The organism is Ignicoccus hospitalis KIN4/I (assembly GCF_000017945.1).
Lineage (GTDB): Archaea > Thermoproteota > Thermoprotei_A > Sulfolobales > Ignicoccaceae > Ignicoccus > Ignicoccus hospitalis.
The window spans coordinates 706,757-722,273 of record NC_009776.1 but is presented as its reverse complement, the minus strand read 5'-3'; the positions used below and the strand labels follow the sequence as shown (position 1 = coordinate 722,273).

General features: G+C 52.1%; 15 protein-coding genes. 8 read left to right on the top strand and 7 right to left on the bottom strand.

The window, feature by feature from the left end:
- Positions 1-5: 5 nt before the first annotated feature.
- Genes IGNI_RS04195 through IGNI_RS04185 form a run of 3 tightly spaced genes read right to left on the bottom strand, consistent with a single transcriptional unit; the run spans position 6 to position 1,534 of the window.
- A complete protein-coding gene (locus tag IGNI_RS04195; protein ID WP_012122960.1) occupies positions 6-977 on the bottom strand; it encodes a DHH family phosphoesterase in 972 nt (323 codons plus the stop codon).
- Positions 910-1,200, bottom strand: a complete 291-nt coding sequence (locus tag IGNI_RS04190) for a hypothetical protein (protein ID WP_052570127.1) — start codon at positions 1,198-1,200, stop codon at positions 910-912. The genes IGNI_RS04195 and IGNI_RS04190 overlap by 68 nt, the downstream gene beginning before the upstream one ends.
- Complete coding sequence (locus tag IGNI_RS04185; protein ID WP_012122959.1) at positions 1,175-1,534, bottom strand: prefoldin subunit beta; 360 nt, start codon at positions 1,532-1,534, stop codon at positions 1,175-1,177. Before IGNI_RS04185 ends, IGNI_RS04190 begins: the two co-directional genes overlap by 26 nt.
- A gap of 165 nt (positions 1,535-1,699) precedes the next feature.
- On the opposite strand from IGNI_RS04185, the gene IGNI_RS04180 reads away from it, so the two are divergent.
- Positions 1,700-1,933, top strand: coding sequence for a 4Fe-4S dicluster domain-containing protein (locus IGNI_RS04180; RefSeq protein ID WP_012122958.1), 234 nt, complete (start codon positions 1,700-1,702; stop codon positions 1,931-1,933).
- 219 nt (positions 1,934-2,152) lie between these two features.
- Here IGNI_RS04180 and IGNI_RS04175 read toward each other — a convergent pair whose 3' ends face one another.
- The gene (locus IGNI_RS04175; RefSeq protein ID WP_012122957.1) at positions 2,153-2,497 is read right to left on the bottom strand and encodes a hypothetical protein; all 345 of its coding nucleotides are present in this window, start codon (positions 2,495-2,497) and stop codon (positions 2,153-2,155) included.
- A gap of 443 nt (positions 2,498-2,940) precedes the next feature.
- Entirely contained in the window at positions 2,941-3,813 is an 873-nt protein-coding gene (locus tag IGNI_RS04170; RefSeq protein ID WP_187145934.1) for a hypothetical protein, read from the bottom strand.
- A gap of 844 nt (positions 3,814-4,657) precedes the next feature.
- Between IGNI_RS04170 and IGNI_RS04160 the strand changes: the two genes are divergently transcribed.
- The 3 genes from IGNI_RS04160 to IGNI_RS04155 all read left to right on the top strand — a co-directional run bounded on the left by IGNI_RS04160 (position 4,658) and on the right by IGNI_RS04155 (position 8,424).
- Complete coding sequence (locus IGNI_RS04160) at positions 4,658-5,653, top strand: LVIVD repeat-containing protein (protein ID WP_012122954.1); 996 nt, start codon at positions 4,658-4,660, stop codon at positions 5,651-5,653.
- Between the two features lie 169 nt (positions 5,654-5,822).
- Positions 5,823-5,963, top strand: coding sequence for a hypothetical protein (locus IGNI_RS07770; RefSeq protein ID WP_187145933.1), 141 nt, complete (start codon positions 5,823-5,825; stop codon positions 5,961-5,963).
- A gap of 499 nt (positions 5,964-6,462) precedes the next feature.
- A complete protein-coding gene (locus IGNI_RS04155; RefSeq protein ID WP_012122952.1) occupies positions 6,463-8,424 on the top strand; it encodes a DUF2341 domain-containing protein in 1,962 nt (653 codons plus the stop codon).
- 172 nt (positions 8,425-8,596) lie between these two features.
- Here IGNI_RS04155 and IGNI_RS04150 read toward each other — a convergent pair whose 3' ends face one another.
- The gene (locus IGNI_RS04150) at positions 8,597-9,166 is read right to left on the bottom strand and encodes an imidazoleglycerol-phosphate dehydratase (RefSeq protein WP_012122951.1); all 570 of its coding nucleotides are present in this window, start codon (positions 9,164-9,166) and stop codon (positions 8,597-8,599) included.
- 71 nt (positions 9,167-9,237) lie between these two features.
- Here IGNI_RS04150 and fni point away from each other — a divergent pair, with 71 nt between their 5' ends.
- The 4 genes from fni to IGNI_RS07935 are packed head-to-tail and all read left to right on the top strand — an operon-like array spanning position 9,238 to position 14,489.
- Positions 9,238-10,320: a type 2 isopentenyl-diphosphate Delta-isomerase gene (fni, locus tag IGNI_RS04145; RefSeq protein WP_012122950.1), complete on the top strand. Its 1,083-nt coding sequence runs from the start codon at positions 9,238-9,240 to the stop codon at positions 10,318-10,320.
- A gap of 60 nt (positions 10,321-10,380) precedes the next feature.
- Positions 10,381-11,322: an NrfD/PsrC family molybdoenzyme membrane anchor subunit gene (gene nrfD, locus IGNI_RS04140; RefSeq protein ID WP_012122949.1), complete on the top strand. Its 942-nt coding sequence runs from the start codon at positions 10,381-10,383 to the stop codon at positions 11,320-11,322.
- A gap of 6 nt (positions 11,323-11,328) precedes the next feature.
- Entirely contained in the window at positions 11,329-13,833 is a 2,505-nt protein-coding gene (locus IGNI_RS04135; protein ID WP_012122948.1) for a molybdopterin-containing oxidoreductase family protein, read from the top strand.
- A 5-nt stretch (positions 13,834-13,838) separates the two neighbouring features.
- Positions 13,839-14,489: a 4Fe-4S dicluster domain-containing protein gene (locus IGNI_RS07935; protein WP_274377258.1), complete on the top strand. Its 651-nt coding sequence runs from the start codon at positions 13,839-13,841 to the stop codon at positions 14,487-14,489.
- On the opposite strand, the gene IGNI_RS04125 is transcribed toward IGNI_RS07935, so the two are convergent.
- Positions 14,473-15,483, bottom strand: coding sequence for an MFS transporter (locus IGNI_RS04125; protein WP_187145932.1), 1,011 nt, complete (start codon positions 15,481-15,483; stop codon positions 14,473-14,475). The genes IGNI_RS07935 and IGNI_RS04125 overlap by 17 nt on opposite strands.
- Positions 15,484-15,517 lie beyond the last annotated feature (34 nt).

Below are 15,517 nucleotides of genomic sequence, written 5' to 3'. Positions count from 1 at the left end.
TAACATCATCGGAGGGCCTCCGCTATCCTCCTGCTCAAACGACCAAATATCTTGTTTACGAGCGTTTCGTAGCTGACCGAGGTGGGCAAGACCGCCCCCGCCGCTCCGGGATGACCTCCGCCTCTCCCTCCGAACTCCTCCGCCAGCGCCGACAAGAACTCAGCCAAGTTAATGCCTAACTTCGTTAGCCTGGGGGAGGCTCGAGCGTACACGCGGAGCTCCTCCTTTCCCTCGCGCACGACGAAGGCCGCGTCTGCGCCTATGCACTGGATCAAGGTCCTCAAGACCGCGCCTTCGTTAGCTCCTACCCTAGTTACCGCGATTATATAGTCCTTCACCTTCCTGTAAGTGAGCCTCTCACAAGCTTTCAGCTTGGCTATCCTAGTACCCAAGTCCTCCTCTTTTTCGGACGGAAGCATCTTTAGCGCGTCGCTGAGCTTCGCGAACTCGCTCAAGTATTCCATTGCGCTGAACGTCTGAGGCCTCGAGAGCTTAAAGCCCTTGCTATCTACATATATGCCCAGCATCAGTGCCCTCGCCATCCTCTCGTCCAGTTCCACGCCCAGCTCCCGGGCGAGGAGGCTGACTATCTCAGAAGTTGAGCTGGCCTCCGGATCGACCAAGCACGGCTTCAAGTCTCCCTGGGCGTGGTGGTCTACCCTACAGTACTCCTTCGTCAAGTCGACTCCAGGCAGCTGGGAGCTCGAAGCGGTGTCCACTATTATCATCCACTCCTCCTCTATAGGCCCTTCGCGGAACTCCATGCCAACTGACTCGGCGACCCTCCTGCCCAAGGAAGAGAGGCCCCCGGGGGCGTAGGGCACCGCGCCCGCGCGCCAGAAGAAAGCCGCAGAGGCGACCGCGTCCGGGTCGGCGTGTCTATGGACTACGACTGCCGCCTTCTCAGATTTAAGCCTCTCTAAGATCTCTTTGCCCTTCGCTAGTAAATCTCCTCTCAAGCTCTTGCATTCCCGCATCGAGGGCCTCCTCCACCACCTCCTCGTAAGAGTACTTCGACCTCAGGCCCTTGACCTCCAAGCTGGCGTCTACCCTCTTTTCCTCGTCCACCTCGACAACTATCTCTAGGTCGAGGTCTTGGGCCCTCTCGCCCAACCTCTTCTTGACCTCTTCCTCGACGCGCTCAGAAGCCTTGAGGAGGGCTTCTACTACTTTCTCAACCTCCTCCTGCCAGCCCTCCACCGCTCAACACCTTCTGCAACTGCTGGCGGAGCTTTTCTAACTCGCTCTTGACGAGCTCCTCTTGCTTCTTCAGGCCGGCCAGCTTCACCTCTATGAGGTCTATCTTGTCCTTTATTTCCTTAACCAAATCGTCCTTCTTGGTTTTGTATAGGACGTGGCCCACGTTCTTATAAAGCTCGGCGTCCTCTGGGAGCTTCTCGAGCTCTTCTAAGACCTTCTTAAGCTCTTTGAGCTCGGCCTCCAGCAGTACCCTCTGCTGGACCAAGCTCTGGTAGACCTCTTGCTGTTGCTGGTATTGAGCTAACAGCTTTTGCGCTTGGGCGTCCAAGCTCATCCCGGCTCTCCCTAGCCACGCGCTCCAAGCCAATATATTAAAAGTAAGGCACGGGTCGGCGAGGTCCCACATTCGTCATCAGTCGAGCGCACAAATCGGCCACCTCATCCCCCTAACCGCCAATAACTATAAGCCCCGTAATGTGTCGAGAAGGGGTATTCAAGAGTGACCGCGTTCAAGGTGAGCGTCAAAAAGGAGACTTGTATAGGGTGTAGCGTCTGCGCCCAGATATGTCCGACGGACGTTTTTGAAATAAAGATGGTTAAGGACGGCGAATACTTCAGGTTGGTGAGCGAAGTCGTTAGGGAAGAGGCTTGTATAGGATGTATGGCTTGCGTGGAGAACTGTCCCACTGACAGCATTAGGGTCGAGAAGGCCGAAGCAGAAGTTAAGGCTTAGCTGACCCTAGCCCTGAAAAAACCACCTAAAATAACCTCGTAAGCCTTCATACATAGATCAAGATCGCCTTAGCGTTACTCAACGCTCATCTTTATATAAGCTGTATGGAGGAAGGGCCAAGTGGGAACTCGGGCGGGCTTATAGAGGAACGTTAAGGCCAAGCGAGGGATTTAGGTGGTGACGTAGCCTCACTATGCATAAGTTTCGACTACGCGAAACCTACTGTTTTAAAAACTCCCAAACCCTCCCCTCCCTCCTAATCCCGAGCTTGGCCGCTATGAGGGCGCCGAGCAGCGCTACCGTCGGTATGTACACGTTAGTAACTTGAGACACCACGGTGGTGGTCGTAACGCTCGTAAGGGTCAAGTTAGTCGTAGTGAGGAGTATGGTCGTCGAGAGCGTGGTGGCCGTTAGGAGCGTTCTAGTGATAGTCTCAGTGACTGTCTCTACCGACGTCACTACGGAAGTTATGGGCTTAGTTATGACCTCTGTGACGGTCTCTGTTATAGGATGCCTCTCGAGTACCTTAGTGGTAGTGTAGGTGGTCGTGTAAACTTCGGTCACGGTTTTGGGTCCCAAAGTCTTAGTGGTGGTGTACGTCGTTGTATAAACGATCCACCTAGTGACGGTGTCGGTGTAGGTGAGCTAGCAGCAGAGTTGTTGCCAATACTCTCATCTCTCCTTCCTCGAGCGAACATTATCTAGTATCGTATCTCTACATATAAATTTCGGCGTTGGGAATTAGTTTGATATCATGTTAAACTTCATATCGGTCTTCTGCGTTTGTATGTCTAGACCGCAAATTATAATGTGCTCTAAAGTACTAAGTTGGGGTAATAACCAGAGTATCGCGATTCTCTAAATTACAGCGATCACAATCGTTATATCGTATATTATTGTATTGCCTATCTAATATTTCAGATGTTCCGTATGCCATCACACCTCTTTCATGCAGAACTTCCTTACGAAAGGAAAGAAATTAAAAACGATTAGTTGGCGGCATTTGCCTACTTGGCAGTAACGACAACCTTTTTTGAAGATTTTTTAAATCTCTTAGTTAGTATTGCTGAAGCAAAGGCTAGCAGTATTGGCGCGGGAATGCTACCTGTAACTGTGGTGGTCGCTGTGTCGGCGGCATTTGTAGTCATGGGTTTACTCCCTTCAGCTATTGCGCTCACTGTCACTGGTATCAACATTTCAAGGACATCATGTACAGCGGTTAGTACTGTGGATGGGGTAGTTATCACTGCAGAAATCGGATTGGCGGGCATCTCTAACCCTCTTAGGGGATTTTCTGTTATGAGATTACTGAGAGTTATTGTAGTTTCAATAGCACCGCTGGTTGTAAAGGTAACCTTAGTGGTAGTGATGAAGTGAGCTGAAGTTGTGGCATAGGTGGTTTTATAGGCTGTTATTCCGGGAGGGTACACCTCTGATGCAACAGTAGGTATCATATACGTTTTGGTCGTTACGTAACTGATGGTATTGGTAACAACGCCTGACACGCTTATGGTTTGGACTGTACTGGAGATAGCATATACTCTTTGCCGCGCATTAACACAGAAGACCTTAACTATCCCATTCTCTATGGCATTCGGTAATTGGGTTAACGTTACAACGTTCTGAATCTCTGGTTGTAGTAATGTACCAGCCGTGTAAACGGTACCCGCGTCCACCGTGGTAGTAGTCGCACTTATGTTGGATCTGTAGATCAGAGTTGCCGTGAAACCATAAGGGAAGCAGTCACCCTCGAACGCTATCATAGTATTATTAGGTTGCAACATCGTATAACTAACGGTGGTTGTTGTCACTGGGAACACTATGTAAACCCGAGCAGTTGCGAGGGCAATCATCGCTGACAACACTAGCCACGACCTCATCCTCACTTCCCTCAGCCCGGTGCATTCTCTAGCTAATATATAAGCCATTGTGCAGTAACGACCTAATCTCGGTTTTCGATTTTCTAAACCTTGGCTTTTGCGATATCAGTAATGATTCCAGATAGAAAAATTCCATAAAATATATCGGTACTAAAGACTGTACACCCAAACAGAAAAGCCCAAGCTTTCCAGTTTCTATCACCTAACTGTACTGATCTTCGCAATCCATGTTGTATTGTATTAATATTCACAAAGTTAGTAGCTTTCGAGCAGTTCTAATCGAGCAAAAATGTCCTTGGATCTAAAGCTAAACCTAATTAACGCTATAAACTAACTGCCATCACCGACCCTACTCCCTAGAACGCCGTCGTAGCTCCGCAAGACGTAGGCATAGTGCTGTTAGATACGGGAGTGCTCTATAACCCTGATTACTTCAAGTGTGATATGAACGGAATAGCGCCAACCGCGTTCGTTGACGCACTCAACCAACTAGGAGCGTGTGCGGACAACGGAACTATAACTTGGAAAGAAATAAGCAGCGTAGTACCACAGTTCAAGATCTGGGGGACAGATAACACATTCCGGCCATACTCTAATGACGAAACCCCCATGAAGTACTGTGTAACCAACAGCGAGAACTTAAAGAAGATAGGGCTTGAGCCGATGTGGAACGCTTCTATTGGTTTACAGGCCCCTCGTACCTAGCGCTAAAGCTAAATTTAGGACATTTTAGACTGTATTGAGGGTATTTAAAAACTATACTGTCCGTTAAACATTCGGCTGTTATAGCAAAAACTTATTAGAGAAAGTCCATCAGTAGCCCCGACTTGAGGAAGAAAGAAAAGTGAGGGCGCTGGCAGCAGCTCTGCTGCTATTGGCCGTACTTCACGCGCTTGACCTGAAGCTCCTGTGGACCTTCAGTGAGCCTAACAACGCCATTGAGGACATGGTCTTCTCACCGAACGGCAACTTGGGAATAGCCTCTTGGGACAATTGCGCCTACATCGTTGATCCCAACGGGAACTTGTTGGGGAAGGAGTGCGGAGGAGGCATTATGGCTGGGGCCGGCTACTCCAACAGAGTGTTCGGCTTCGTTAATACCGATGACTACGTCTACCTCTTCAAGGAGGACGGAACCTTCTGGAAGAAGATAGAGGTTGGAGACAGTCACGATTTAGCAATTGCCCTCTTCGGTAACGCCTTCGTAGCTTGCGATTACTATTGCGCCAAGTACGACTTCAGCGGATACAAGTACTGGGACACCGGAGTTGGTGATTATGTTGAAGACGTAGTAGTCCATAAGGGCTACGTTTACGCGGCTAACGAAGGTGGCAAAAAGCTCCAAATACTGGACTTGAACACTGGAGAAATAGTCAATGAAATAGGCTATGATTACCCATCTGGAAGCGTTAACGCTTGCAGAAACTACTTAGCAGTAATCGCCAAGGAGCTTTACGTTTACGACATTTCGGATCCAGCCAATCCTAGGTTGCTGTGGAATAGAAGTAGATTGGGCGTTGGTGGGAACGAGCATACCCCGGCCTTCTCTCCGGGCTGTAAGTACATAGCGGTGGCTGATAATGGAAATAACATGCTCAAGATATTCGACATAAACGGAAACTTGGTCTACTTCAAGAGGATGGAGGGAATTTGGAACGTCGCTTGGTGGAAGGACAGGCTAGCAGTTGGGTATTCAAACGGCAAGATTGAGATGTACCGAGTAGTGAGGTATACCCCTCAGCCAGTATCAACCACTACTACGCCGAACACATCGGAGATTTCGGCCGTCGCTCTGGCAGCTGCGTTCTTGGTGCCTAAGTTGAGGAAGAAGAAGGAGTAACCTAGCTTTTTAAACGGGCATTCGCTTTCCTAACACCCTTCGAGTTGGTTCTCGATGAATAGCTATGTTCTTATTCAAACATTATTGTGAAGTTAACCCCCAGAAATTTCTCTCCGAAGCTTCGCTCAGTTATTCTGCCCACGCTTCCAAAAATTATCAGAGGGGCGAAATGGTCCAAGCGGCAGTCAAGAAGAGACGCAAGAGAGTATTGCTCTTCGCCGAGGCATTAGCGAAGACGTTACTTGACATTTGGGACTGGGGTGAGGGGGAAGTAAAGGAGATCGTCTTCAAATACGTTAGAGAGGTCTAGGAACTCTATAAGGACGACTTGAAGGATAGCGAGTACTTCCAAGAATTAGTCAGGAAGGGCGTTCTTTCTCCTTAATTTGATTAAGTTATTGATGCTTAAGTGATGTGCATCAGAGCTGTCTAAGAGCAACACCAAGAAAGCTTGAAAGGGCCACTTAAGCTCCTCCAAAACGTCCGTATCGTCCATATCGAGTTGCGAATTAATATCTATTATAAGTTGCCCATTTCTTGGTAACTTATAGGTCAGATCCAGGTAACTCCTTAGTCAAATGCGACCGACTCGATTGGTAACGAGCTGGTCGAAAGTTCGCATTTTCTGCGCCAAACGCAGGCAATCCGTGCGAACCACTGACTCTCTGGATCTTAAAAGTTATTGGCATGTTTGTTATAATTAGTAACTAGGCAAACGATTCAGAACGATACTTAACGATGGTGACAATTCGTAACAATGTTAACTATAAATAGAGTCTGTAACGAGTCACGTAAAACGGTAGTGAACCGTGAGGAGAGTCGCGGTAATCCTTACTCTGTTAGTAGCCATTGCTACTGCTTCGAACTGGATCTACCACGTGACCATTTACAATCCGAACGACTACAACCTCACGGAGTACCAAGTAAGGGTTGAGCTACCGGACGAGTTGAAGGGTAGAGAGATAGCCATAACCTACAACAACTCCCCAGTTCCATTCTGCTACGAAACTACCAATTACGAGTGCACTACTGACTCGACAAAGGGCGACGGTTACATTTGGATAAAGGTCCCATTCATACCGGCCAACGGGAAGACTGGACTAAAGTTAGCAGTCGGAACTAACGGAGCAGTTAATGGAGACCAAGTGTTCGACTTCTACGACGACTTCAACGAGGGTCAATTGGATACTAATAAATGGGTCTTAGGCGATGCTAATTACGGCGGAATTTACTACTCAATCGAAAACGGTCAGTTGGCTACTTGGTCGGACGGACACTGGAGGATCCTTAGGAGCAAGGATCCAATAGGCTTGGAGAACGCAGTAGTTGAAGCGAGGATCCTCAATGCTCAAGACGATCAGTGGCACGCGTTATACCTAACCGACGCGAACGGCGATTGGAATAGGTACGGAATACTCAACATCTGGGGCAGTGACGACATGTACGTGCAAGTGTACTGTAGAGGTAATTACGACAATGACTATGAGGAACTAATGGATAGGTTCCCATTGAACCAATGGTTAATACTGAGGATAGTCAAGAAAGGCACTTCCTACTGGGGAGAGGTATTCGACAATAGCTGGAACCTCTTAGTGAAAGCGAGTAAGGTGTTCACTTGCAATGACTTCACTGAAGCTTACATAAGGCAATGGAAATGCTATAGCAATAAGGACTATTGGGACTGGGTCAGGGTGAGGAAGTACGCTGATGAGGAACCAATTGCTTCCGTTGTCATGGTTTCGCCACACTCCCTCCTGGCCGTCTTCAACCCCAACGACTACGACCTCGCAGAGTACCAGCTAAGGGCTCAATTGCCAATTGAGCTCCAAGGCAAACCGCTAAAGGTGATCTACAACGGGATCAGCGTCCCCTTCTGCTACGAAACTGCTAATGATGAGTGTACAGCAGATCCATTGAAAGGCGATGGCTATGTCTGGATAAGGGTCCCGTCGATACCGGCCAAGAGCGGAATATACCTAATAATTGAGAGAGTCGCGAACGGGGCTGTAAGCGGGGACCAAGTGTTTGACTTCTACGACGACTTCTCTGAAACCCAGCTGAACTCTACCAAGTGGATTCTGGGCAGCGGTACTTACTTACCAATCAATTACAAGATCTACGACGGCCAGTTAGAGGTGTGGGGGAGCGACCACTGGTCGAACATGGTAAGCAAGGAGATATCGGTAAGCGAGTTCCTGGTTGAGGCCAAGGTAATGAACATGGGCGGGGACGACCAGTGGAACGCGTTAGTAATTGAAGACCGGAGCGGGAACGAGCTTTCGTTACACGAAATGGACGGGACCTCCTTGAGCTCTAGGTTGATATGCAACGGTCAAGTGGAAGACGTCAAACTGCTCGACGCGTTCCCCGATCACCGGTGGCTGACCTTTAAGGTCTCGTTCAACGGAACCTTCTCAATAAACGTCTTCGATCAGAACGGGAACTTATTGGCCAGCACTTCGCTGCAGTGCCCCAACTTCGGTGGGAAGTTTAAAGTAGAACAGAGGAAGAAGGTCAACGTATCGGACTTCTGGGACTGGGTCAGGGTGAGGAAGTACGCTGAGAGGGAACCCATATACGGGTTCTTCCCTCCGGCGAACGTAACTCTTACTAACACCGCTGTGGTTACAACGTCTGTAACGCTGGTTCCAACCACCTTAGTAGAGACAACTACGATACTGTCTAGTACGACAAAGCCCGAGACCCCCGTCGTTGCGTTGGCTAGTGTCTTCCTAGTCGCGCTTAGAAGGAGGCTCAAAGATGGTAGCTAGAGTTCTGGGAAAGCTAATCCGTACATTAACTATGCCAGTTACCGGCATCCTCGATTTGCTAGTTGCTTCGGGCTCGATTCACAATATTAGGATATATATCGATTATTACGGCTGAAGGGCATGATATACTATTGTATAGATAGAATGGAGTCAAAAGTTTAAAACGTTCAATTTACTGACCATTGATCTCTATCACCCCCTTGGTGCTGAGCTCTCCGCCGTACCCCAGCGCTTCGGACACACACTTGGCGAACGCCTTGAACAACGCTTCTACTTTGTGATGGTCGTTCTTGCCCTTAAGGAGGTCTAAGTGCAACGTGATCCTTGCCTCCCGAGCGAGGGTCTCGAAGAAGTGCTCCACGTTCTCCAGCGCGAGGCCGCCTATCTCCTCCCGCTCGAACTCCATACTGCCGTAGAAGCCTCCTCTCCCTGAGACGTCGAGCGCGCAGCGCGCCAGCGCCTCGTCCATGGGGACCAAAGACCACGTGAACCTCTTGAGAGTTCCCTCTTCCACCTTCTTAGCGAACTCTTCTTTCAAGAACCTTCCCAGAACTATGGCCACGTCCTCCACCAAGTGGTGGTCATCAAAGCCTTGGAGGTCGCGAGCGCTTATGCAAGCGGCCAGGCCGGAATGCTTCAAGAACGTCTCGAGCATGTGGCGGAAGAAGGGTATCTCCACGTCTGCGCTCGCGCGCTCGCACTTCTCCACTTTGACCACGGTCTCCTTAGTCCTCCTCTCCAAGGCTTGAGCCCCGGGACTGCGAGAACCAGTAAAATAGAGCGTTTTTGTGTAAAAGGCGGGCTGGTGCGAAGTTGGAAACGTCGAACAGGAAGCTTGACCACTTACGGATAACCCTCCTCGAGGACGTCGAGGCCGGCGACACGTGGTTGGACTTCGTCAAAGTCCCTCACAGAGCCGTGCCGGAGCTTAACCTAGAGGAGGTGGTCACTGAAATAGAAGTCTTCGGGAAGAAGTTGAGCGCGCCTCTCATAGTAACCGGCATGACCGGGGGCAACGAACACGCAGCTAAGATCAACGCCGTCATCGCTGAGGTCGTAGAAGAGCTGGGGTTGGGCATGGGGGTGGGGAGCCAGAGGGCAGCGGTCGAGAGGCCGGAGCTGGAGTGGACCTTCAGGATAGCCCGAGAAAGGGCCCCCAACGCGCTGTTAATAGCCAACTTGGGCGCGCCGCAGCTGCTCAAGGGCTACGGCTTAGAAGAGATAAAGAAAGCTATAGATATGATAGACGCCGACGCCATAGCTATTCACTTGAACGCCGCCCAGGAGTCATTCCAACCGGAAGGCGACGTAGATTACAAAGGGTTGCTGAACAAGCTCTCTGAACTAGTAGACAAGGTGGAGAAGCCAATAATAATAAAGGAGACGGGAGCGGGCTTGGACTACGAAAGCGTGAAGGCTCTTAGGGAGCTCGGAATAAAGGCCTTCGACGTCTCCGGCTCCGGGGGGACGAGCTGGGTGAGGGTGGAGATGTACCGAGCGAGGGAGAAGGGCGACGAAGTGCTAGCGACTGTGGCTGACTGGATGTCCTCTTGGGGGATCCCGACGGCCGCGTCGATAATGGAGGCCAGAGCCGCCGCGCCGGACGCCTTAGTAATAGCTTCGGGAGGCATAAGGGACGGCCTACACGCCGTAAAGTCGTTAGCCCTCGGGGCCGACTTGGTCGGAGTAGCCTTGCCCGCCCTCAAGGCGGCTTATGAGGGGAAAGAAGAATTGAAAAAGTTCTTGAAATCTATGATGCTATCAATAAAGATAGGCTTGTTCTTGACGGGAAGCCCCGCCCCGGAGCACATAAAGGGCAAGGCAATAGTGTTAGGCCCGTTGAAGGAGTGGGCGTTGGAGAGGGGAATATACGAAGAGTGGTTGAGGGCGCGCTGACGAGCTAACCCAAGAGAAAATTAATTACCGACCGGTCGGGAACTCCCGCGGGTTTAGGGATTGGTCATTGTCGCCGTGAGCTTTTTGATACTGGCATGCGCGGGCGCCTTAGCGTTCGTAAAGTACTGGCGCGAACTGTTAGCAAACGAAGAAGGAATGGTAGAGAGGTCGAAAATTGCTTGGAAGTTCCTAGTCCCCGCGTATTCGTTCTTCGCAACGCTAGCCGCGGGAGCGGCGATAGCCGCGGGGCTCGCGGGGCTGGGAGTGATAAGGGCTGAGCCCCAACCGTTGGCGTTCCTAGCCTTGGCCAGTTTGGTACCCGCGTGGGCGCTGGTGGTCGCCGACCTAGGCGCCCCCGAGAGGGCAATTAACATCCTAACGAGCTTCAACAAGACTTCTAGGATCGCGTGGAACGTCGCATTCTACGTGCTATTAGCGTTGTCGATACTCTGGCTCCTCCTCGCCCCCTCGCCGGAGGCCGCGCTCCTAGCCATAGCCTCGGCTATCTTGTTGGAAACGAACTTCGGTATGGCGTTCGGGACTAGTAAGGTGCCCGGGTGGCAAGGCTCCGCCAAGGCCGCCGAGTTCGCAGCGGCAACATTCCTAGCGATGGGTATATGGTTAACGAGGGGGGACATTATATTGGTATCCGTAATTTCCTTACTACTCCTCGACTTCTGGGAACTCTACTTCGTTAAGTCCTTCGAGAGGTTGGAAGTGCCGCTCAAGTACGTAGCGCCGTACTACGCGCTCCTAGCGCTGGCCGCCGTCGTCTCTCTCGCGAACCCCGTCGCGGGGGCCGCGCTGGCCTTCATAGGCTTGTTCGCGAACAAGGCGCTCTCTGCGGAGTGGCCTCAGAGGCTGAGGCTGAGCTTGCCGCCGTACTCCTACGCCTTCTCCCAAGAGGCCGCGTTCGTCGAGCGCCCCGAAGTCATGGTTACCCTCGCGGCGTTTTTGATATGGATAGCCTTGTTATTGTTAAAAGTCCTAATTTATGGGTGATAGATTATGAAGATCTTATCAAAACTCTCGGTAAAGCCGTTCAACGTGCCGTTAGAAGGCCTAGAAAAGGAGAGGGCCTCCGGAGTCAAGCTAGTACCGAACATATGCCGCATGTGTACGGCGTCGTGCAGTATACTGGTAGAGGTCCGAAACGGAAAGGCCGTGAGGGTTTACGGCAACCCCTACGCGACCTACCACAACAAAGGCCACGTGTGCCCTAGGGGGAACTCCGGGCCTCTACAGCTCGAAAACCCGGACCGGTTGAGGACGCCCCTCAAGAGGCGGGGATCCGAGAGGGGGTCGTGGGACTTCGAAGAAGTAGACTACAAGACCGCAATTGCCGAGATGGCCAGCATAATAAAGGAGAAGCTCGAAGAGGGTGCCCCTTGGAAGGTCGTGTTGGTAGTAGGCCAAGCTGCTGCCGCCGCGTACAACGACCCTATAAGTATGGCCATAGCCCCGACGATAGGCACTGACAACGTTATCAACATCCCGCTCTCGACTTGCATAGGCTCGAAGCTGCTCTCGTGGGGCTTCTCCGGGGCCCCGGGCCACCACGCGTTCTTGGTCCCAGACTACGAGAGGACCAAGTACTTCCTCTCCTTCGGAAGGAACTTGGGCGGCTCGGTAGCAGTGGGCCAGACGGCCAAGGCCGGCGCCAAGTTGGGCAGCTACAAGCTGGTAGTTATGGACCCGAGGCTGAGCGAGTGGGCGGCCAAGGCCGACGAGTGGGTTCCGGTGAAGCCCGGCACTGACTTAGCCGTCTTCCTAGCCATGCTTAACGTGATAATCAACGAAGGCCTCTACGATGAAACGTACTTGAAGAAATATACCAACGCGCCCATGCTAATATACAAGGACACCTTGGAACTGGTGGAAACGAAGAACATAGTTGTTAAGAACCCGATGAAGGAGTTCGAGGTCGTTGACTTCCTAGTATTCGACGAGGCCTCCGACTCCTTCAAGTTCTCCAGAGAAGCCAAGCTGCCCTCCCTAACCTACGAAGGTGAGTACGAGGGCAAGCCCGTCACTACGGTCTTTAACGCGCTCAAGGAACACCTCAAGGATTACACTCCGGAGTGGGCTGAGAGGGTCAGCGGCGTCCCCAAGGAGGTGGTAGAAAAACTTGCGGCCGAGTTCGCCATGACCAGGCCCGCCGCCGTAGAGACGGGGTGGAGCGCTAACAAGTACTTCAACCACTTCCAGCTGTACCGGGCCGCGGCCGTCCTCTCGATCGTTACTGGCAACTTCCTGAGGCCCGGAGGCGTGGTCCTCAGTATGGGCGGAATAGGGAAGGTGTTGCAGAGGGCCGCACCGCCGGTGGCCGGCCCTCCGGTGAAGGAAAAGCCGTCTAAGCTTTACGAGTACGAGAGCGAGACGCCGATAGCCCTCAGCGACGGCACCGTAACCAAAGGCCCGCTCATACCTTGGGGCAGGGGGTACCACGGCCTCCTCAGATTCGTCGAAGAGAACAAAGGAGTCGTAATCATCATCTTGGGCGGCAACCCCGCGAGGACCTTCATGGGTCAAGCGTTCCAGAAGGTAGCCAAACACCCCAACGTCGAGAAAATAATAGACATAGGATTAATGAAAGACGACAGCGTGCTCTACAGCGACTTGTTCATACCGGAGTGCGGTTACTTAGAAAGGTACAACGTCCTCAGCGGCATCCCATTCAGCTTGGCTAAGGGGTTCATGGCGGCCTTCCCCGCAGTCGAGGCCGAGTGCAAGGACATGCTAACCATATGGGCCGACGCCTTCAGAGAGCTTGGCCTCCTCGAGAAATACCTAAGCAAGTTGGAAAACGTGCTCTGTCCGGGCTGTGACGTAAAGGAAGCGCTCGAGAAGGGCGACTTCGAGAGCGTAATACGCAAGCAGTGCGAGAAGCAAGGGGTAAAGTTCGACGACGTGAAGAACAAAGGAATAGTGTACTTGACGGACGACTCGTGGGGATTGGAAATGAACGCAAAAATCTTGGAGAACGGCTGGCTTAACACGGCCAGCGGAAAGGTGGAGATCTTGCCGCTCAAACTATTGAAAATAATAAAGTCGAGGAAGGGTGAGCTTAAGCCCGAGTGGCACCCGCTGCCCACCTGGGTACCCCCGATCTGGATGAGGAAGGCCTTAGCCTCTGACGAGTTCGTACTTTTGACTGGGAAGGAGAAAAACATGAGCTACACGTGGCTACAACCTAACCCGCTGTTGTCGTGGATAGTTGACGATTCCAAGAAGATATGGATAAACAAGGCTAGGGGGCAGAGGTTGGGCATCAACGACGGCGAGGTGGTCGAGGTGTGCGCCGGCGAGGAGTGCGTCAGGGGGCCGGCGAAGCTGACCGAAGGCATAGTCCCAGAGGCGATCTACGTTCCGCCGAACTACGGGTTCGAGGTGAAGTTGACGTTTGGTAAGTACAAGGACCTAAAGTTCAACGTTCTTCAATCACCGTTCTTGATAGACCCGGTTACGGGCACTCACTTGTTATCGGACGTCATAGTAAAGGTGAAGAGGTGATTGCCGTGAAGCCCGCTATGATAATAGACCTCAAGAAGTGCGTGGGCTGCGGAGCCTGTACGGCCGCGTGCGTAATGGAGAACCAGTACAAAGAGGGCAAGCCGCTGGAGCTAGGGGTAATAGGGGAGCTACTATCCAAGGTGATCAAGCTGCGCAAGTACGAAGGGAGCCCGCTGGAGGAGGCCATAAAGAGGGTGGAAAGCGGAGAGAGTCCAGAGGAAGTCCTCGGAAAGCTTTTCATGACGAGGACTAACGTGATAAGATTGGAATGGGGCAAATACCCCAACGTTAGAGCGGAGTTCTGGCACCGGATATGTAGGCACTGCGAAGACGCGCCGTGCGCCCACGTGTGCCCGACGAGAGCCACCTACGTTACGAAGGACGGGGTAGTCATGGTCGATAAGAACAAGTGCATCTTGTGCGGAGCGTGCATAGTTGCGTGTCCATATGCGGCGAGGGGCGTGGACGTATACAGTAGGGCGGTGGACAAGTGCACCCTCTGTTACCACCGCATAAGGAAGGGGTTGCTTCCGGCTTGCGTGGAGACTTGTCCCACGGGAGCGAGGAGCTTCGGCGACTTGGACGATCCGACGTTTGTTAGCAAAATACCGAAGGAGAAACTAGAGGAGGGCGAACGCGTCATAATTTTGGAATGAGCCTTTCTCCCCTCTTTGGTAAGAAGGCCAAAGCCGCGCCCGAGAGCGCGAGGGAGTAAACGGCTAGCTCCGCCTCGCTCAAGGAAGGCATGACGAGGCCTCCTACGAAGTAGCCCAAGCCTAGGGCCGCGTATGCCAAGCCGTAAAGCCTCCCCTCCCCTCCGGCCTCCGCTATCACCGCCCTCACCACGACCTCGGTGTAAGCTATCGCTACGCCCGCCAAGGGTAAGAAGCGCCAATCCTTCAAGCTCAGCGAGGACAACGCGAGCAAGGGCGCTAAGTAGACTAACTTCCTAAAGAACTTTCCCATAAGTACGCTCGCCAGCGCGTCTACCAACATCACTAGCGCGTAGCCCAAAACGGGCTGAGGCGCCGAAGCGACTGAGAGTATGGGTTGCACGAAAGAGGCCCCTATTAAGAAGCTGAAGGCCACTGCCGAGCCGGCGCTCCACACCACCTCCTTCTTCCTAGGAACTACCTTGAGGTTTCTCAACTTCAACAGTATGAGTATCATTATTATATAAGGGATAAAAAACACCACCATTGACTCCCTCAACCCGAAGTAGGAAGAGAGCAAGAACAGCGTCAGGGGACCGGCAACCGCCCCCGCTTGATCCATCACTTCTATTATTGCAAAGGCCTTTCCTGGGTCTTCTACGTTGGCCGCTACTAAGGCGTCGCGGGCCGGCGACCTTATCGCCTTCCCTATTCTCTCTACTACAACGGCTACGAGGAAGGTAGTGAGGGAGGGTATCAGCGCCGCTATAGGGTACGCCACCACTAGGGAGTAGCCCAGAAACATGAATAGGTAATGGGCTCCTAGCTTATCTGCCATAACTCCGCTCAAAGCTCTTAATAGGTAGCCCAAGCCCTCCGAAGTTCCCGAAATTATCCCCAGCTCTACGGGGTCCCTAATCTCTGCCGGTATTGCGGAGCGCCCTCCTTCGTAGACGAAGTCGGCCAACATGCTCACTAAGCCGAAGAGGTATTCCAACAATTCGCCTCGCCGCCGCCCCATTATGCGCAAA